General features: G+C 42.1%; 18 protein-coding genes. 11 read left to right on the forward strand and 7 right to left on the reverse strand.

Annotated elements, in window-relative coordinates:
- Positions 1 to 24: 24 nt before the first annotated feature.
- From leuB to fabR, 3 genes are all read right to left on the reverse strand, one after another.
- A complete protein-coding gene (gene leuB / locus PSH41_RS16810) occupies positions 25 to 1,101 on the reverse strand; it encodes a 3-isopropylmalate dehydrogenase (RefSeq protein ID WP_004589388.1) in 1,077 nt (358 codons plus the stop codon).
- Complete coding sequence (gene leuA / locus PSH41_RS16815) at positions 1,098 to 2,651, reverse strand: 2-isopropylmalate synthase (protein WP_004589389.1); 1,554 nt, start codon at positions 2,649 to 2,651, stop codon at positions 1,098 to 1,100. Before leuA ends, leuB begins: the two co-directional genes overlap by 4 nt.
- A gap of 405 nt (positions 2,652 to 3,056) precedes the next feature.
- Positions 3,057 to 3,677, reverse strand: a complete 621-nt coding sequence (fabR, locus tag PSH41_RS16820; protein WP_004589390.1) for an HTH-type transcriptional repressor FabR — start codon at positions 3,675 to 3,677, stop codon at positions 3,057 to 3,059.
- A gap of 127 nt (positions 3,678 to 3,804) precedes the next feature.
- Here fabR and PSH41_RS16825 point away from each other — a divergent pair, with 127 nt between their 5' ends.
- Both PSH41_RS16825 and sthA read left to right on the forward strand, forming a co-directional pair.
- Positions 3,805 to 4,938, forward strand: a complete 1,134-nt coding sequence (locus PSH41_RS16825; protein WP_055255265.1) for an acyl-CoA desaturase — start codon at positions 3,805 to 3,807, stop codon at positions 4,936 to 4,938.
- Positions 4,939 to 4,951: 13 nt separating this feature from the next.
- A complete protein-coding gene (gene sthA, locus PSH41_RS16830) occupies positions 4,952 to 6,382 on the forward strand; it encodes a Si-specific NAD(P)(+) transhydrogenase (RefSeq protein WP_273589558.1) in 1,431 nt (476 codons plus the stop codon).
- Positions 6,383 to 6,450: 68 nt separating this feature from the next.
- On the opposite strand, the gene hemE is transcribed toward sthA, so the two are convergent.
- A complete protein-coding gene (gene hemE / locus PSH41_RS16835) occupies positions 6,451 to 7,515 on the reverse strand; it encodes a uroporphyrinogen decarboxylase (RefSeq protein WP_024033935.1) in 1,065 nt (354 codons plus the stop codon).
- A 524-nt stretch (positions 7,516 to 8,039) separates the two neighbouring features.
- Between hemE and PSH41_RS16840 the strand changes: the two genes are divergently transcribed.
- Positions 8,040 to 8,510, forward strand: coding sequence for an Rsd/AlgQ family anti-sigma factor (locus tag PSH41_RS16840; protein ID WP_004589394.1), 471 nt, complete (start codon positions 8,040 to 8,042; stop codon positions 8,508 to 8,510).
- 58 nt (positions 8,511 to 8,568) lie between these two features.
- On the opposite strand, the gene fkpA is transcribed toward PSH41_RS16840, so the two are convergent.
- Entirely contained in the window at positions 8,569 to 9,315 is a 747-nt protein-coding gene (gene fkpA / locus PSH41_RS16845; protein WP_004589617.1) for an FKBP-type peptidyl-prolyl cis-trans isomerase, read from the reverse strand.
- A gap of 204 nt (positions 9,316 to 9,519) precedes the next feature.
- On the opposite strand from fkpA, the gene PSH41_RS16850 reads away from it, so the two are divergent.
- Positions 9,520 to 10,518: a WD40 repeat domain-containing protein gene (locus PSH41_RS16850; RefSeq protein ID WP_273589559.1), complete on the forward strand. Its 999-nt coding sequence runs from the start codon at positions 9,520 to 9,522 to the stop codon at positions 10,516 to 10,518.
- On the forward strand, positions 10,505 to 10,717 hold the full coding sequence (locus PSH41_RS16855; protein ID WP_004589619.1) for a SlyX family protein: 213 nt from the start codon (positions 10,505 to 10,507) through the stop codon (positions 10,715 to 10,717). Before PSH41_RS16850 ends, PSH41_RS16855 begins: the two co-directional genes overlap by 14 nt.
- A gap of 345 nt (positions 10,718 to 11,062) precedes the next feature.
- Here PSH41_RS16855 and PSH41_RS16860 read toward each other — a convergent pair whose 3' ends face one another.
- Positions 11,063 to 11,266: a YheV family putative zinc ribbon protein gene (locus tag PSH41_RS16860; RefSeq protein ID WP_004589620.1), complete on the reverse strand. Its 204-nt coding sequence runs from the start codon at positions 11,264 to 11,266 to the stop codon at positions 11,063 to 11,065.
- Between the two features lie 132 nt (positions 11,267 to 11,398).
- On the opposite strand from PSH41_RS16860, the gene PSH41_RS16865 reads away from it, so the two are divergent.
- From PSH41_RS16865 to PSH41_RS16890, 6 genes are all read left to right on the forward strand, one after another.
- Positions 11,399 to 13,321 carry an ATP-binding cassette domain-containing protein gene (locus PSH41_RS16865; protein ID WP_064384660.1) on the forward strand — a complete coding sequence of 641 codons (1,923 nt, stop codon included), beginning with the start codon at positions 11,399 to 11,401 and terminating at the stop codon, positions 13,319 to 13,321.
- Positions 13,305 to 13,727 carry a TIGR02444 family protein gene (locus PSH41_RS16870; protein ID WP_273589560.1) on the forward strand — a complete coding sequence of 141 codons (423 nt, stop codon included), beginning with the start codon at positions 13,305 to 13,307 and terminating at the stop codon, positions 13,725 to 13,727. Before PSH41_RS16865 ends, PSH41_RS16870 begins: the two co-directional genes overlap by 17 nt.
- Before the next feature lie 717 nt (positions 13,728 to 14,444).
- Entirely contained in the window at positions 14,445 to 14,591 is a 147-nt protein-coding gene (locus tag PSH41_RS16875; protein WP_004589623.1) for a hypothetical protein, read from the forward strand.
- A gap of 111 nt (positions 14,592 to 14,702) precedes the next feature.
- The gene (locus tag PSH41_RS16880; protein ID WP_264390948.1) at positions 14,703 to 15,695 is read left to right on the forward strand and encodes a hydrolase; all 993 of its coding nucleotides are present in this window, start codon (positions 14,703 to 14,705) and stop codon (positions 15,693 to 15,695) included.
- Positions 15,692 to 15,946, forward strand: a complete 255-nt coding sequence (locus tag PSH41_RS16885; protein WP_004589625.1) for a YheU family protein — start codon at positions 15,692 to 15,694, stop codon at positions 15,944 to 15,946. Before PSH41_RS16880 ends, PSH41_RS16885 begins: the two co-directional genes overlap by 4 nt.
- Positions 15,947 to 16,010: 64 nt before the next feature.
- On the forward strand, positions 16,011 to 17,207 hold the full coding sequence (locus PSH41_RS16890; RefSeq protein WP_096740415.1) for a dipeptidase: 1,197 nt from the start codon (positions 16,011 to 16,013) through the stop codon (positions 17,205 to 17,207).
- A 51-nt stretch (positions 17,208 to 17,258) separates the two neighbouring features.
- On the opposite strand, the gene PSH41_RS16895 is transcribed toward PSH41_RS16890, so the two are convergent.
- Positions 17,259 to 17,430: IS3 family transposase (locus tag PSH41_RS16895; RefSeq protein WP_273589562.1), on the reverse strand; the 172-nt coding region annotated here is incomplete at its 5' end.

A 17,430-nucleotide genomic window follows, 5' to 3' on the forward strand; every position in this document is an offset into this window, starting at 1 on the left:
CATAACGGTGCTGCGATTTATATATTAAATACGTGAAACGATGGCAGCTGCCACATCGCTTGTGCTGTATCCACCTTGTGGGTAGATATCTGGCGTGCCAACGCCTGCTTCTACGGCTTCGGCTACGGCTTTTTCAATGGTGCGCGCAGCTTCGTCTTGCCCTAATGAGTAACGTAGCATAAGTGCAGCACTTAAAATTTGCGCAATCGGGTTTGCAACCCCTTTGCCAGCAATATCTGGCGCTGACCCACCGGCTGGTTCGTACAAACCAAAGCCCGATTGATTCAAGCTGGCCGATGGTAATAAGCCCATTGAGCCTGTGATCATCGCACACTCATCTGACAAAATATCACCAAATAAGTTATCGCAAAGTAGCACGTCAAACTGGCTAGGCTGTTTAACTAATTGCATAGCTGCGTTATCTACGTATATGTAATCTAGGCTGACTTCTGGGTAGTCTTTGCTTACTTCGGTAACTACTTCACGCCATAATACGCTTGATGCAAGCACGTTTGCTTTATCAACCGACGTTACATGGTTACTACGTAATTTTGCTGCTTCAAAGGCAAAACGGGCAATGCGTTCAATTTCTTTACGCGAGTAAGTTTGTGTATCAAATGCAGCTTCTTCAGCGCCTTCGCCGCTTCGGCCTTTTTCACCAAAGTAAATGCCGCCAGTAAGTTCGCGTACACATAAAATATCAAAGCCTTTTTCGCTAATATCTGCACGTAATGGCGATGCTGCGCTAAGCGCTGGTAAAAGTTGTGCTGGACGTAAGTTACAAAACAAACCAAAGTGCTTACGAAGCGGTAAAAGCGATGCACGCTCAGGTTGCTCGTTAGGGGGTAGGTTTTCCCATTTTGGGCCACCTACCGAGCCAAATAAAATGGCATCGGCGTTTTCACACGCGCTTAGCGTTTTTGGTGGTAATGCTTCACCAAATTCGTCAATGGCTGCGCCACCAATAGCATGATGCTGACGGTTCAGGGTAAAACCAAACTTATTGCTTACAGCATCAAGTACTTGCTCTGCTGCTGCCATTACTTCTGGGCCAATACCGTCGCCTGCTAATACGGCAACGCTGTAGTTTGTTTTACTCATCCTGCTTTCCTTTGTTGTTTTAAATCAGACACTTTTTGTGCACGATAAATTAAGTTGTAAACACGGATCATGGCGCGTACCGACGCCTCTACCACATCCGCAGCAATACCCGCACCGTGATAAGGGCGACCATCGTATTTAGCAATAATGTTTACTTGACCAAGCGAACTTGCGCCTTGACCAGTGGCTTCTAAATTGTATTCAATCATTTCAACGCTCATACCAGTTAAGCGCTCAATAGCCGCAAATGAGGCTTCAACAGGGCCATTACCTGTAGCAGCTTCTTGTTTTGCTTCGCCATCAATTAACATTCCAATGGTAGAGCTGGCTACCGACTGTGAGTTAGACGCTGAGTTTACAAACTCTAATTGGTATTTTTCGTCTTTGTCGTTAATTTGATTAAAGTAAATCATGGCTTCAAGGTCGTAATCGTATACGGTGCCTTTTTGATCAGCTAACGCTAAAAAGCTCTCGTATAAGCTGTCCATATCGTAGTCAGCTTTTTGATAACCTAACTCTTCTAAGCGGTGCTCAATAACATGACGACCCGAACGCGAGGTCATATTTAATTGGTTATTTGGCACACCGACGCTTTCAGGCGACATAATCTCATAAGTATTTTGCGCTTTTAATACGCCATCTTGGTGAATGCCCGAGCTATGTGCAAAGGCGTTTTCGCCCACAATCGCTTTATTTGGTTGTACCGGCATATTGCATATTTTTGCCACTTGGCGAGATGCGCGATAAATTTCTTCGCTTTTAATATCGGTGTGAACGTTTAGGTGGTCTTTGCGCATTTTCATGATCATCGCCACTTCTTCAAGCGAGCAGTTACCCGCACGCTCACCAATACCATTTATTGTACATTCAATTTGGCGAGCACCGGCTTGTACCGCGGCTACCGAGTTAGCTACAGCTAAACCTAAATCGTTATGACAATGTACACTTAAACGCGCTTTATCTATATTTGGCACGTTATTCATTAAATGGCGGATCATTGCGGCGTATTCGTCTGGCGTTACAAAGCCAACGGTATCAGGTAAATTAATAGTAGAGGCACCAGCGTTAATTGCCTGCTCAACAATTTTACATAAATCCCAGTGCGGCGTACGCCCTGCATCTTCACACGAAAACTCAACATCATCAGTGTAGTTACGCGCTAATTTAATTGATTTAACCGCCATGGCCGTTGCATCGTCTAGGCTCATACGTAATTTGTGTTCAAGGTGCAAAGGGCTTGTGGCAATAAAAGTATGAATACGGCTTTGCTGTGCTGTGCGAAGTGCCTCACCACAGGCTTCAATGTCTTTTGCTACTGAACGTGCTAAACCACAAATAATTGGGCCTTTAACCTCGGTTGCAATACGTTGCACCGAGCGAAAATCAGCGGGGCTCGAAACCGGAAAACCCACTTCCATCACATCCACGTTCAAGCGGCTAATAGTATGCGCTAGCTGAATTTTATCGTCTTCTGTAAGGCTTGCTTTAAGTGCCTGCTCGCCATCACGTAAGGTGGTATCAAAAATCCATACTTTATCTTTGTCTTGCATAACTGCCCCTCATTCCTCTGTTACCCAAATTTCAATTTATCCCAGCCGCGAGATAATAAAAAACCCCGCAATTGCGGGGTTTTTAGTGTTTAACTCGATGCAAACACACTAATCCCCGCTCACTGACCATAGCAGTAAGAGGTTAAGTTTTAGTGTAATTAAACGAATATTTTGCATCTTGTTTCTTGTGTGTGTGTTCAGTGAGGCCTATTTTTAACATTACAAAGCTGTTGGTGCAAGCATAAATATTCCAAACAAGGGAATGAAAACCCTATATTAAAGAAATTTATATACCTAAAAATAGCACATTCGGGTTTTATAAATCACACAGCTACACTTTTTAGCTTAAATTAATGTGTTGAGTAAACTTGCGTGTTTAGATTAACTTATTGCTAATTTTTTAAGCTAAACCTGATTATTTGTTTCACGTATATAATGACCTGCACCGCGGGTAATATAACGCAGCTGCCAAATTACCCGCTCAATGAGTTCTTCGCGTTGTTGACCTTCTATATCGAGTGCTTCAGCGCCGGCATTAAATACCAGTGTTACCATGGCTTCGGCCTGAATATAAGCGTGGATTGAATCGCACTTGGTTTCGCTTTCTAAATAATGCGCAAGTTCTAAAATAAAGTGTTTTACCTCACGCGCTACGGCGGCTCTAAAGGCTTTTGAGGTGCCAGAACGTTCGCGCAGCAGTAATCTAAATTGGTTGCTTGAGTTATCAATAAACTCCATAAAGGTAACAACCGAAGTATTTATTACGCTGCCGCCACTGGCTATACGTCTGCGGGCTTGGCGCATAAGTTGGCGAAGGGTCAAGCCTGCTTCGTCGACCATGGTTAAACCTAGTTCGTTCATATCTTTAAAGTGGCGATAAAAAGAGGTGGGGGCAATACCGGCTTCGCGGGCAACTTCGCGTAAGCTTAAATTAGAAAAACTATGATCAGCACTAAGCTGATTAAATGCCGCCTCAATTAAGGCTTGTCGTGTTTTTTGTTTCTGTTGTGCTCTAACACCCGACATCCACAGCTCCCTGAGTAATTTTATATGAAGTTTTAATGATAATTAGCCGAATTGTCTAGTCTAATACTTGACGCCAAGAGATTGAAACACTATTTTAGCTTACAGTTGTACGCTGAGAGTAAAAACGATGAATAAACCACCGATTATTTGGACAAACGTCCTATTTTTTAGCCTAACCTTTTTGGCGGCTGTCACACTTGTACCTTGGTACGGCATTAATTACGGATTTACCAGCGCGCATTGGATTGCATTTGTAGGCTGTATGTTTTACGCAGGCCTCTCTATCACTGCCGGATACCACCGATTATGGGCGCATAAAGCCTATAACGTACACCCTGCAATAGAATTTATTTTTGCTCTTGGTGGCGCATTTGCTTTGCAAAACAGTGCGTTGCACTGGAGTAGCGATCATCGCATACACCACGGCCAAGTAGATGACCCAGTAAAAGACCCTTACGCCGCAACTAACGGCTTTTGGTACAGCCATATTGGCTGGATGCTACGTGATTACCAAGGCGACAGTTATAACGATTACAGTAATTGTCGCGATTTACAGCGCAATAAAATTGTTATGTGGCAACATAAACACTACTTAAAGCTTGTTATAGCCATGAATGTCGGTTTACCGCTTGTGCTTGGTTTATTAGTAGGCGATGTGTGGGGTATGCTGCTACTTGCAGGTTTATTACGCTTAGTATTGAGCCAGCACTTTACCTTTTTCATTAATTCATTGGCTCATATTTGGGGCTCACGCCCATACACTGAGAAAAACACTGCACGCGATAATGGCTTTTTAGCGTTATTTACTTATGGCGAGGGTTACCATAACTTCCACCATATTTTTGCAAGCGATTACCGTAACGGTATTAAGTGGTTTCATTACGACCCAACAAAATGGATGATCCGCTCTTTAGCAGCACTCGGTTTAGCCAGTAAATTAAAGCGCACCCCGGTTGAGCGCATAGAAAAAGCCAAAGCCGAAACGCTAATGAGTAAAACGCAAACGCGCCTTTCAAAATTGCCTTTAGCGCAAGATAAGCTTACATTATTACAACAAGAGTACGATTTACTGCTGAAAAAGCTGCAAAATTACTGTTCACTACAAAAACAAGTGTTAGAAGCTAAAAAAAATAACATGGCAAAGCAGTGTGAACAATCAGCATTAATGACACAATACCATGAGCTGGAAGCCGCCTGGGAAAATCAAAAACAGGCATGGCTAGCACTTAATGCGAGGTTATTAAAAGCCTCTTTTAATTAATTTAGGAGTGGCTGTGGCCAAACAACCAGAACAAAAAAAAGCACCCGTAGTTTACCAATATGACGCAATAATTATTGGTACGGGCCCTGGCGGTGAAGGCACCGCCATGAACCTATCTAAAAACGATAAAAAAGTAGCGGTTATTGAGCGCCAACAAGCTGTTGGCGGTGGCTGTGTACATTGGGGAACAATTCCTTCAAAAGCATTACGCCACTCGGTTAGCCGCTATATTGAATACAAAGCAAACCCACTTTTTAATGTTGGCGAGCGCCCTAGCCGCTTAACGTTTCCTGATATTTTAAGCCATGCAAGTTCTGTTATTTCTAAGCAGTCAAACTTACGTAGCAGCTTTTACGATCGTAACCGCATTCATATGTACCAAGGCGATGCGAGCTTTGTAGATAAACACACGGTTGAAATTAAGCGCTTTGATGGCTCAGCAGAGCGTATTACCGCTAAAACTATTGTGATTGCTACCGGCTCACGCCCATACCGCCCACCTGAAGTCGACTTTAGCCATTCACGTATTTACGACAGCGATACTATTTTAGGCCTAGAGCACGACCCACAACGTGTACTTATATACGGTGCGGGTGTTATTGGCTGTGAATACGCTTCAATCTTTAAGGGCTTAGGCGCTAAGGTAGATTTAGTAAACACGCGCGACCGCTTATTAGCTTTTATGGATGCAGAAATTTCTGACGCGCTTAGCTACCACTTTTGGAATAGCGGTATTGTTATTCGTCATAACGAAGAGTTTGACCGTATAGAAACGCGCTCAGATTGCGTTGTAATGCATTTAAAATCAGGCAAGCGTGTAAAAGCCGACTGTATTTTATTTGCTAACGGGCGCACAGGTAATACCGATACGCTAAACCTTGAAGCTATTGGTTTAAAAGCCGATGGTCGAGGCCAGCTTAAAGTCAACGAAATGTACCAAACTGAGGTAGACAACGTTTACGCAGTAGGCGATGTAATTGGCTACCCTAGCCTTGCCAGTGCTGCGTTTGATCAGGGCCGTATAGCTGCCGATGCTATTGCCTGTGGTAATTGCGAAGATAAGCTAATTATAGATATACCGGCCGGTATTTATACCATTCCTGAAATGAGTTCGGTAGGTAAAACAGAGCAACAGCTAACTGCTGCAAAAGTACCGTATGAAGTTGGCCGTGCTCAGTTTAAGCACTTAGCTCGTGCGCAAATTGCGGGCACAGAAGTTGGTAGTTTAAAAATATTGTTTCACAGTGAAACTAAAGAAGTACTTGGCGTGCATTGCTTTGGTGAGCGTGCCTCAGAAATTGTTCACATTGGCCAAGCCATTATGGAACAAAAAGGGGCAGGCAACACTGTTGACTACTTTGTAAATACCACATTTAACTACCCAACGATGGCAGAAGCCTACCGTGTTGCGGCGTTAAATGGATTAAATAGGTTATTTACTTAACCCGATTACTACACAGCAAAAAGCCCGCTAATTAGCGGGCTTTTTAATAGCTATTAATACCACTGCTGTTATTTGTGGTATTGCGCGCTTAGCTCATGTACTGCATTAATAAATACACCGGCGTTTTCTGGGTCTACATCTGGTGTAATACCGTGGCCTAGGTTAAATACGTGGCCATCACCTGTGCCAAAGTCTTCTAAAATAGTGCCTACTTCCTGGCGGATACGATCAGGCGTACCGTGAAGCATTGACGGGTCCATATTACCTTGCAATGCAACTTTATCGCCTACACGACGTTTAGCGTCGCCAATATTAATAGTCCAATCAAGACCTACTGCATCACAGCCTGTTGCTGCAATTGCTTCAATCCACTGACCACCATTTTTGGTAAATAGCGTTACCGGCACTTTACGGCCGTCGTATTCGCGAATTAAACCATCAACAATTTTATGCATGTATTGCAGTGAGAATTCGTTGTAATCGCGCGGGCTTAATACGCCGCCCCACGAGTCAAATACCATTAACGATTGCGCACCAGCTTTTACTTGTGCGTTTAAGTAATCAATGACTGAATCAGCTAGCTTATCTAGTAGTAAGTGTAGTGTTTGCGGCTCTGCAAACGCCATTTTTTTAATTTTACCAAATACTTTACTGCTTCCACCTTCAACCATGTAAGTTGCTAGTGTCCACGGTGAACCCGAAAAGCCAATTAGTGGCACTTCGCCTTTAAGTTCACGGCGAATAGTACTTACTGCGTTCATTACATAGCCAAGCTCGTCAGTTGGGTCTAGCTTAGGAATCTTTTTAACATCAGCAAGTGACGAAATAGGGTTTTCAAATTTAGGGCCTTCACCGGTTTCAAAGTACAAACCTAAACCCATAGCATCGGGAATAGTTAAAATGTCACTAAATAAAATAGCAGCATCTAACGGGTAACGGCGAAGTGGTTGTAGTGTTACTTCACACGCAAGCTCAGCATTACGGCACAGGCTCATAAAATCGCCCGCTTGTGCACGTGTAGCACGGTACTCTGGTAAATAGCGTCCTGCTTGGCGCATCATCCATACCGGTGTTACATCAACGGGTTGTTTTGCAAGTGCACGTAAATAACGGTCGTTTTTTAATTCGCTCATAGCGTAAATAATCCTGAGGCTTATAGAAATTGTTCAAGATTGTACCACCATATTCTCCGGCTCTCTATCGCTAAGCTCGTAAAACATGTGTTACAGCTAACAGAACCTAGTTTGTTGCTTATTTAGTCACATTTGAGCATTAAATAACCAAAAAGAACTAACAATAAAAACTTTTTGTTAATATGTTTGCAACATAACAAAAACCTTGGTATTGTTTGTCCCGCGTTAACAAGAACAATAATAAAAATCTTAAACAACAATAACAAAAATATTTATAATAAAAATAACAAAAATCTTCTATAACAATAAGAAAGCTTGTATTAACAGGCCAAAACAAGAAATTAAGCCACCTTAACCGGTGGTTTTTTCTTGCCTGCAATAAAATAATAATTTACCTACAATAAATACACACATGCACCAGCTCATACCTTTTACTTGTTGATATACACTTAAATAAAATATATCTTGATGTATAAGAAAATTTAAATTTAACCATAAAAGTGACCCAGCTTAGGAGAACAGTAATGCTGACGCGCGTAGAGAAAGCTCAACAAAAATGGGGTGGTAGCCATACTGTCATTGATAAATGGTTAAACGAGCGCCAAGAGTTAATTGTACTTTATTGTAAAATGGCTGGGTTTTCGCCATACGACAAAAAAGATCACGCCTTACCAGAGCCAGAACAAATTCAATCATTTTGCCAAATTTTAATGGATTACTTATCTGCCGGCCATTTTGAAGTGTACGATGACATTGCAAAAGCCTGCGAAAGCAAGGGCCTTGAAAGCCAAGAGCTGGCAAATACAATTTACCCGCGCATTTCTAGCACAACAGATATTGCTTTAGATTTTAACGATAAATACGCAGAAGTAGATAAAGAGGACTTATTAGCAGAGTTTGATAACGATTTGTCGGTCCTTGGCGAAACGCTAGAAGCACGTTTTGAACTAGAAGATGAGCTAATAGATAATTTGTTTTCTAACCACACAGATTAATAAAATTGCCTACAAAAAAGGGACCGTTATGGTCCCTTTTTGCGTTATAAGCTACCGCTTATTGCGCAGGTGCTTCGTCATCTTGAATTTCAAGTAGTTCTACTTCAAAAACAAGCGTTGAGTTAGCTGGAATCTTACCTAGGTCACGATCGCCGTAAGCAAGTTCAGAAGGAATAGTGAACTTGTACTTAGACCCTACTGACATAAGCTGTAAACCTTCAGTCCAACCCGCAATTACACGGTTAAGAGGGAAAGTAGTTGGTTCGTTACGCGCATAAGAGCTATCAAACTCAGTGCCGTCTAATAAAGTACCTTTGTAATGTACTTTAACTACGTCTGTTGCTGCTGGCTTTTCGCCTTCGCCTTCGCTAAGTACTTCGTACTGTAGACCTGATTCAGTTACTGTTACGCCTTCTTTTTTAGCATTTTCTTCTAGGTATTTTTTACCTGCTTCTTTGCTTTTTTCAGACTCAACTTTAGCTTTAGCTTCTTGCTTTGCACGCACTGATGTATCTAGCTCAGTTAGCACTTCACGGATTTTTTCTTCATCGATTTTTGCATTACCAGCAAGCGCGTCTTCAAAACCACGAATTAATAGTGCTTGGTCTAGTTCAATACCAATCTCTGATTTATCAGCTAGGTCTTTATTTAAAAAGTTACCTACTGATGCACCAATACCGTATGCTTGTTGCTGCTCTACAGTGTCTAATTTAACTTCAGCTTGTTCTTGTTTTGCTTCTTGATTACAAGCTGTAAGCGCTAAAACCGACGCTGCAATCAATGACAATCTAATCGTCTTTTTCATTTTAAATCTCCGACACACTTTGCAGTTGTCATTTATTGTATTATTACTAGTTAAAGATTAACGGCCTACATGATAGGCTGCTTGTTTAATAACTAACTAAATTAAAACCTAACCTATTATAGTGATTAGACAAACACCCTAGGCCTTCAACGTGACCTAGTCTAACCTCTCAGTCACTAAGAGTTAAGAGGAAATACCTGTAATATGTCGATATTTCGTACTTTTTTAATCGCTTTTAGCTGTTTATTAGCCCTAGCTTGTAGCGATCAAAAACAGCAAGCTGCACAACGCTTTGAACACGCAGCACAGGGTGCGTTTTCCTCGGCAGTATCTAACGATGGTAAATACAGCCTAGTCTCCTCCATTCACCATGGGGTCGCCCTGTGGGATAATCAACAGCAGGTGCTAAAATATCAATGGTTTCAACAGCAATCACAAGAAGGCCTAGTGTATGCTGTGGCTATTGCCTTTGATAATAGCGTGGCCGTTACCGCAGAAAAAACCACCTTTGCCGTGTGGGATATTAGCAGCGGCGAAAACCGCGGCTATTATAAAATTCAACAAGCCACTATTCGCGATATTGCGATAAGTAACCAAGGCCGCAATGTTTTATACGGCAGAAGCGACGGCGTAGTGGTATTTTTAAACCTAGAAACCGGACGCCGCATTGAGTTTTTAGGCCACCAAGACAAAGTAAACACCGTTGATTTATCGCCTAATGGGCGCTACGCCTTAAGCGGCTCAAACGATTACGTTGCTTATTTTTGGGATACACGTACAGGGCAAGTAATTCATCGCTTTAATCACCCGACTCGTGTTACCCAAGTAACCCTAGACCCACAAGGTCGCTACGCATTTACCGCAGATAGTATGAAGCAAGCACATGTATGGAAGCTGACTACAGGTGATCTTGTGAGTAAACTGGCGTATATTGCGCGTCAGAAAATTTTTACTGCGGTGCGCTTTAACGAACAAGGCACATTGCTGGCCACAGGCTCGCCTAATAAGCGCGTTGACTTATGGCAGTTACCCAGCGGAGAGAAAATTCAAACTTGGCAAGTCACACCACGTGAAGGCAGTAAGCCTAAATCGGCTGTGGTGCTAGATGTAACGTTTATAGATAACGGCAAGTCGTTGTTAACCGAGAGCTCGAGCGGAATTGCAGAGCACTTTACAATACGAGAAGCAAATGAACACAATTGAAAATCGTTTAATGGAGCTTGAGGCAAAAGTTGCTTTTCAAGACGAAACAATAGAAATATTAAATGACGAGCTAAAAGCACACCAACAGCAGCTTGCAAAAATGAAGCGCCAAACTGAGTTACTAGCAGAAAAACTTAAAGAAGCGCAGCAGCCGTCGTTAATGTCGCAAATGCAAGAGCCGCCTCCTCCACATTACTAGGGCATGTTAACCTTTGCGGATTGAAATTTGTTCAATCTAGGGGCTATTAAATCGCGGCGCGAGGCTTGTAACCTAGTGGGCTCGATAACTGCTCCTGCGTTATTCTAATGACTTACATCCATGTAAGAATAAGTAAAAACCGAGCAAAGCTTCCGCCTCCTGCTCACGCCCCTAGGCAGAACCTAAAGGGCAGCGCATGTTTGTCATTTATGCTGCGTTATCGCCTATTCATGTGGAACAACCACACTTCATAGGCTCTGCCTTGCCTAAAAAACCAAACATACTGCTGCAAATTCAACCATCAAAGATCAACACGCCCTAAACACACGGCAAAATAAAACCGGGTTAATCGCCCGGTTTAAATACACCAATTACTTGTTCAAATTGGCGAGTAGATGCCTGAACAGCGTTATCGGGTTGCGCCATTTTGTGGCCGCACTCTACACACTCTACTTTTTCAACATCATGTTCTCTGTACAGCATCATGGTATCCATGGCTTTACACTCAGGGCACGATGCACCAGCAATAAATCGCTTCTTTTGTCTCACAACATTTTTCCTGTGGTTTGAACTGCACATATTTTATCGTATAACTTCCTATGTTGATACGCTTGATAAGAGCAATACGTTCTATGGTATGATAGCGCCAACTTAACCAGGGCACAGTAAAGTAACGCATTCATGATCCAAATCTCAGAAATAGAACTACTTCGTGGCGGAAAAGCCTTATTAAAAAATGCCTCGGCTACTTTATTTCCTCAGCACAAAGTGGGCTTAGTTGGCGCTAATGGCTGTGGTAAATCTACCTTATTTAGTTTATTAAAATCTGAGCTTCAACTCGATGCGGGTGATTGCAATATACCTAAAGATTGGTCTATTGCTTCTGTAAAACAAGAAACCCCAGCCCTTGAAATAAGCGCCATTGATTATGTACTTCAAGGCCACCCTGAATACTATGCGTTGCGCATTGCCCTGCGTGAAGCTGAGCAAACAAACGATGGTGACACCCAAGCCAAAGTACATATTCAGCTTGAAAATATTAAAGGCTACAGCATAGAGTCAAAAGCGGGCGAATTACTGCACGGCTTAGGTTTTGCTAATCACCAAATAGAAAACCCTGTAAGCGCGTTTTCTGGTGGTTGGCGTATGCGTTTAAACCTTGCACAAGCACTTATTCGCGATGCCGACTTACTATTACTCGATGAACCTACCAACCACCTTGATTTAGATGCCGTTTACTGGCTTGAGCGCTTTTTACGCGCCTACACAGGCACCTTGGTACTTATATCTCATGACCGCGAGTTTTTAGACGCCGTGGTTGATCAAATTTGGCATGTCGATAAACAGCTTATTAATGTGTACAAAGGTAACTACTCACAGTTTGAACGCCAAAAAGCAGAGCGCTTGTTACAACAACAAGCAATGTTTGAAAAACAACAAGAGCAAATTGCCCATCTTGAGCAGTTTATAACTCGCTTTAAAGCCAAAGCCAGTAAGGCCAAACAGGCACAAAGCCGTGTTAAAGCACTCGAACGTATGGAAAAGCTGGCACCTGCACATGCCGACTCACCATTTGACTTTGAATTTGCCGAGCCAACAGCCCTGCCTAACCCGCTAATGACCCTAGATAAAGCAAAAGCAGGTTATGGCGATGTTACTATTTTAAATAATATCGCGCTAAACCTAGTTCCTGGCAGTCGTATTGCGTTACTCGGTCGTAACGGCGCGGGTAAATCAACGCTTATTAAGCTATTAGCGGGCGAGCTTGAGCCGCAAGCAGGTAAAGTGGTTCAGCACCATGGCTTAAATATTGGTTACTTTGCGCAGCACCAACTTGAATCGCTTGATTTAAAAGCAAGCGCAGTGACCCATATTCAACGTTTAAACCCACAGGCCACAGAGCAATCATTGCGTGACTTTTTAGGTGGTTTTGCATTTATTGGCGATAAAGCACTTGAACCCGTGGCGCCGTTTTCGGGCGGTGAAAAAGCCCGCTTAGTGCTAGCCATGTTAGTGTATCAAAAACCCAATTTACTACTACTTGATGAGCCAACTAACCACCTTGATTTAGAAATGCGCCACGCGCTAGTAATGGCACTGCAAGGCTTTGAAGGCGCCATGGTTACCGTATCGCACGATCGCCACATGCTTAAAAACACCGCCGATGAATTTTATTTAGTCGATGATGGCAAAGTCACTCAGTTTGGTTACGACTTAGATGCGTATTACCAATGGTTACTCAATGCCAATAAAGAAGCCGCTAAAAGCCAGCAACCTGACGAGCCAAAAGCAAATCCAAGCGTTAATCGTAAAGAGCAAAAGCGCCTAGAAGCTGAGTTTAGAAAAGCCATTCAACCGCTTAAAAAGCAAATTGAAAAGCTTGAAAAGCAGCTCGATAAATTTACTGCAGAGCTTAGCGAAGTTGAAGTAGCCCTTGGCGACAACACACTCTACAACGACGACAATAAAGCGCAATTAAAAGAGCTAATTGCTAAGCAAGCCACGCTTACCCCTAAAGTAAACGACACTGAAGAAGAGCTACTGATGGCGCTTGAAGAAATGGAAGAAAAAGAGCAGGCCTTTGCCGATGAACTTGCTCAATAAAAACGACTTTTGGCAATTTGCCTGCGCTTTGTACGCAAAGCCAGGGCAACAACAAACCTTGCTGGCACTTCAAAACCAGCAAGGTAAAAACGTTAATCTGTGCTTATTTTTGCTGTATTTAGACTCACTTAAGCTAAGCATTAATGCCGAGCAGCTCAGTGCGTTAATAGCGTCGATTAATGAGTTTGATACGCAGGCACTTAAGCCACTGCGTGCAACGCGCAAGTATTTAAAAGCTAATCAAGAAAGTATCAGCGACTATGCAAAAATACGCCAAGAGCTATTAAGCGCCGAGTTAAAGCTTGAAAAGCAACAACAGCAAATACTGATTGATACAGCAAATAAACTTAGCTTTTTAGAAGCTGTAAAGCCAAACAATATTGAGCTGTATATGAAAGCCTCTTAGGCTGGCAGTTTTTACACCCTCTTCTAAATGTTCATTCTTTTCTCTTTGTGCAAAAAAACCTTTAAGTAATTTATTCACAAAGAGGTTAAGAGGCGCTGCGCTTTTAGAGGAAAATAAAAGCCAAGCTAATATCACTAGAAATATAAGCCTAGCCTCTGTTGGCTCGTGGCTATCTTTCTCATTTACTTCTCATTCTTTTCTCTTTGTGCAAAAAATCTTTAAGCCAATTAATCACAAAGAGGATTAGAGACGCTGCGCTTTTAGAGGAAAATAAAAACCAAGCTAATATCACTAGAAATATAAGCCTAGGCGCTGTTGGCTCGTGGTTATCTTTTCTCATTTACTTCTCATTCTTTTCTCTTTGTGCAAAAAATCTTTAAGACAATTAATCACAAAGAGGGAGAGGCGCTGCGCTTTTAGAGGAAAATAAAAACCAAGTTATTATTGCTAAAAATATAAGCCTAGCCGCTACTGGCTTGTGGCTATATTTTCTCATTTACTTCTCATTCTTTTCTCTTTGTGCAAAAAATCTTTAAGCCGATTGATTCTTCAAAGCCTATAGGCGCTGCAGTAGAAACTGAATAGCTCCTAAAACATGATCTACATCAACTTTACTTGGTTACTTTTTCCACGCGGGGAAATAGTTTGATCTCGATCACATTATGCTTTGCAAAGTCACTTTATGATATCTCCATCAACTGAACGAGGAGATTAATCATGAACGTATTCTTTAGAGACTTTTTTAGCGACCCTGTTTTATTTATGTCTTTTGGAATTTTAGGCGTAGTGATTTCTCTTTGCCTATTTTACGCTTTTTACTTTATTAAAAAAATTAGCGAGGCTGAAGTTCCCGAGCATCATTAAGCACGACGCACAAAGCGCCTACTCAGGTTACTGATTAGGCGCTTTTTATTTTATAAAGCGAAAAATTTGGTACACTAACGCTTCGTTTTTTTCATAGTGCGTAGTACAAACATGATCAATAAGTTTAAACCAGCATGGTGGATGACCAATCGTCACGTTCAAACCATAATGCCGCGTTTTTTCCGTCCATTTCACAATACGTCCTACGAACTTGAGCAACTTGATACGCCCGACGGCGATTTCATTGAACTTGCATGGTCGCTGCCTCATAACGAAAACGCTCCCCTTGCTGTGGTTTTACATGGCCTTGAAGGCAACATAAATAGCTTTTATGCCAAAGGCATGATGAAAGCCTTAAAAAAGCAAGGCTATGCCGTAGTACTTATGCACTTTAGAAACTGCTCAAGCGAAGTTAACCGCTTACCCCGTGCTTATCATAGTGGTGATACCGCCGACTTAGCTTTTTTTATAAATCATTTAAGGGAGCAATTCCCCAGCCGCCCTATTATGGCTGTTGGTTTTTCGTTAGGGGGCAATGTACTGGCTAAATACCTAGGCGAAGAGCGTGAAAACTGCCCGTTAAGTGCTGCAGCCGTGGTTTCGGCTCCTTATGATTTATCATCATCAAGCGATGTTATTCGTAAAAGCTTAGGCAAAATTTACCAAAAGTACTTGCTCGATAGAATGAAAAAATCAATGCAGCGTAAATTGCCACAAATTAAGCAGCAAATACCTATTACCTCTGAGCAGTTAATGAAAATTGACGATTTGCTAGAGTTTGATAATCAACTAACCGCTCCACTGCATGGCTTTGAAAACGCACACGATTACTATCGTCAAGCCAGCGCAATGCCCTACTTAAAACATATTGCGATTCCTACGTTAATAATTCATGCCAAAGACGACCCAATGTTGTCGATTAAAGCCGTGCCAAGTAGGCAAGATGTGAGTGAGCATGTTACCCTGAGCGTCTCTGAAAAAGGCGGCCACGTAGGGTTTATTAGCGGTAATAATCCGTTTAGGCCGATATTTTGGCTTGAACAAGCCGTCCCTCATTATTTTGGCCAGCACGTCCCCACTAAAGCGAGCAGTAAGCAGTTATGATTATCCCTTTTGAACAACTTGATAAAGACACCCTCTACAACCTAATTGAAAGCTACGTGCTTCGTGAAGGCACCGATTATGGTGAGCAAGAAGTGAGTATTCAAAGTAAAGTAGCGCAGGTTAATCAGCAGCTTAGAAATGGTGAAGCGATGGTGTTTTTTTCTGAGCTACATGAGTCAGTCACTATTATTTCAAAAAATGAATTTAAAGCACTGCAAAGCGAAGAGCATGAAGCACAGTCGTTTGATTAGCGCCTAACACTTGTAACTTTTGAGCTGAACGTACACAATGGCTTTTTACCCAAAGAGCCAAAACATGATAAAACTCAGCACTCTAGTGGTAGCCATATCACTAGCTTTAACACCACAAGCCTTTGCAGAGCAAGTAAAAAGCCCATCAGACAAAGCAGTAAAACTAGCAAAAGACACTATTTTAATCGACACCCATATTGATGTACCTTATCGCATCCACGAAAAATGGGTTGATGTAACTAAAGCCACCGAAGGCGGCGACTTTGACTACCCTCGCGCAGTACAAGGGGGGTTAAACGCCCCTTTTATGTCGATTTATATTCCTGCTCACTTAGAATTTGAAGGCAAAGGTAAAAGCTACCAGCTAGCCAATCAAATGATTGATAGCATGGAAGCCATTGCACAGCGCGCCCCTGAAAAATTTGCTATTGCTAGCTCAACTGCAGATATAGAAGCGCAATTTGAGCAAGGTAAACTGTCAATTGCGATGGGCATGGAAAATGGCTCGCCAATTGAAGGAAAAATGGAAAACCTTCAGCACTTTTTTGACCGCGGTGTACGCTACATCACACTTGCGCACTCGCAAAGCAACCATATTTCTGACTCATCATACGATATTCGCCGTAAATGGAAAGGTTTAAGCCCATTTGGTAAAAAGCTAATTACTGAAATGAACAACGTCGGTATGCTAATTGACGTATCACATATATCAGATGATGCGTTTTATCAGGTAATGGAGCTATCTAAAACGCCGGTTATTGCTTCACACTCTTCACTTCGCAAATACACGCCAGGCTTTGAGCGTAATATGGATGATGACATGTTATTAGCGCTTAAAAAGAATGGTGGGGTTATTCAAATTAACTTTGGTTCAAGCTTTGTAACCTCTAAAGCCGGTGCGTGGTACAAAGACCTTAAAAGCACTAAAGAGACCGTTAAAAAAGAAGGGACTAAGCCAAGTAAAGACTTTGATGCAGCGTACCGCGCTAAAAACCCATTCCCGTTTGCAAGCCTTGAGCAAGTACTTGATCATATTGATCACGTTGTAGAGCTTATTGGCATTGATTACGTGGGCATTGGCTCTGACTACGATGGTGTAGGCGATTCGTTGCCAATTGGCTTAAAGGATGTATCTAGCTACCCTAACCTAGTGCAAGGCTTAATGGACAGAGGTTACAGCGATTCAGACATTAAAAAGATTTTAAGCGAAAATACGCTAAGGGTTTGGAAGCAAGCCGAAGCATATGCGAAAAAGCACTAGCGTGTAAGCTGTAAGCTGTCTGATCTGACCCCGATAAAGTAGACACGGGGTTTAATTCATTGATTCATATTGTATGGGGCTAACATTTCCAATCGTCCCATGCATTCGCACTGAGTTGTAGTAATTCTCAATATAAAAACGACTTTGTATTGTCATTTCGCTACGACTCAGTTCATTTAGATTACTCATCCATTCTTTTTTGTACTGAGCAAAAAAACTTTCT

It is taken from the genome of Pseudoalteromonas sp. CST2, assembly GCF_028599385.1.
GTDB classification, from domain to species: Bacteria; Pseudomonadota; Gammaproteobacteria; order Enterobacterales; family Alteromonadaceae; genus Pseudoalteromonas; species Pseudoalteromonas atlantica.

Bases quoted from the DNA above. Each gene is read 5' to 3' on its own strand.
- leuB (WP_004589388.1), bottom strand. From the start codon at position 1,101: ATGAGTAAAACAAACTACAGCGTTGCCGTATTAGCAGGCGACGGTATT.
- leuA (WP_004589389.1), bottom strand. From the start codon at position 2,651: ATGCAAGACAAAGATAAAGTATGGATTTTTGATACCACCTTACGTGAT.
- fabR (WP_004589390.1), bottom strand. From the start codon at position 3,677: ATGTCGGGTGTTAGAGCACAACAGAAACAAAAAACACGACAAGCCTTA.
- PSH41_RS16825 (WP_055255265.1), top strand. From the start codon at position 3,805: ATGAATAAACCACCGATTATTTGGACAAACGTCCTATTTTTTAGCCTA.
- hemE (WP_024033935.1), bottom strand. From the start codon at position 7,515: ATGAGCGAATTAAAAAACGACCGTTATTTACGTGCACTTGCAAAACAA.
- PSH41_RS16840 (WP_004589394.1), top strand. From the start codon at position 8,040: ATGCTGACGCGCGTAGAGAAAGCTCAACAAAAATGGGGTGGTAGCCAT.
- fkpA (WP_004589617.1), bottom strand. From the start codon at position 9,315: ATGAAAAAGACGATTAGATTGTCATTGATTGCAGCGTCGGTTTTAGCG.
- PSH41_RS16850 (WP_273589559.1), top strand. From the start codon at position 9,520: ATGTCGATATTTCGTACTTTTTTAATCGCTTTTAGCTGTTTATTAGCC.
- PSH41_RS16855 (WP_004589619.1), top strand. From the start codon at position 10,505: ATGAACACAATTGAAAATCGTTTAATGGAGCTTGAGGCAAAAGTTGCT.
- PSH41_RS16865 (WP_064384660.1), top strand. From the start codon at position 11,399: ATGATCCAAATCTCAGAAATAGAACTACTTCGTGGCGGAAAAGCCTTA.
- PSH41_RS16870 (WP_273589560.1), top strand. From the start codon at position 13,305: ATGAACTTGCTCAATAAAAACGACTTTTGGCAATTTGCCTGCGCTTTG.
- PSH41_RS16875 (WP_004589623.1), top strand. From the start codon at position 14,445: ATGAACGTATTCTTTAGAGACTTTTTTAGCGACCCTGTTTTATTTATG.
- PSH41_RS16880 (WP_264390948.1), top strand. From the start codon at position 14,703: ATGATCAATAAGTTTAAACCAGCATGGTGGATGACCAATCGTCACGTT.
- PSH41_RS16885 (WP_004589625.1), top strand. From the start codon at position 15,692: ATGATTATCCCTTTTGAACAACTTGATAAAGACACCCTCTACAACCTA.
- PSH41_RS16890 (WP_096740415.1), top strand. From the start codon at position 16,011: ATGATAAAACTCAGCACTCTAGTGGTAGCCATATCACTAGCTTTAACA.